This is a genomic window from Bacillus sp. EKM501B (assembly GCF_011800505.1).
GTDB lineage: Bacteria > Bacillota > Bacilli > Bacillales > Bacillaceae_G > Bacillus_A > Bacillus_A cereus.
Genome location: NZ_JAALFZ010000094.1, coordinates 1 through 242, shown reverse-complemented (window position 1 = coordinate 242; position 242 = coordinate 1). Strand labels below are relative to the sequence as shown.

Below are 242 nucleotides of genomic sequence, written 5' to 3'. Positions count from 1 at the left end.
GCCATTAGCTCAGTTGGTAGAGCATCTGACTTTTAATCAGAGGGTCGAAGGTTCGAGTCCTTCATGGCTCACCATTTACAATTTAATGCGGGTGTAGTTTAGTGGTAAAACAAGAGCCTTCCAAGCTCTGGTCGAGAGTTCGATTCTCTTCACCCGCTTTTTAATTATGGGCCTATAGCTCAGCTGGTTAGAGCGCACGCCTGATAAGCGTGAGGTCGATGGTTCGAGTCCATTTAGGCCCA

Annotated in this window: 2 tRNA genes; both read left to right on the top strand. The window is 47.5% G+C overall.

The features are described from left to right. The first annotated feature begins 87 nt into the window (after positions 1–87). A tRNA-Gly gene (locus HFD78_RS29280) sits at positions 88–158 on the top strand. A 10-nt stretch (positions 159–168) separates the two neighbouring features. After that, positions 169–242, top strand: a tRNA-Ile gene (locus HFD78_RS29275).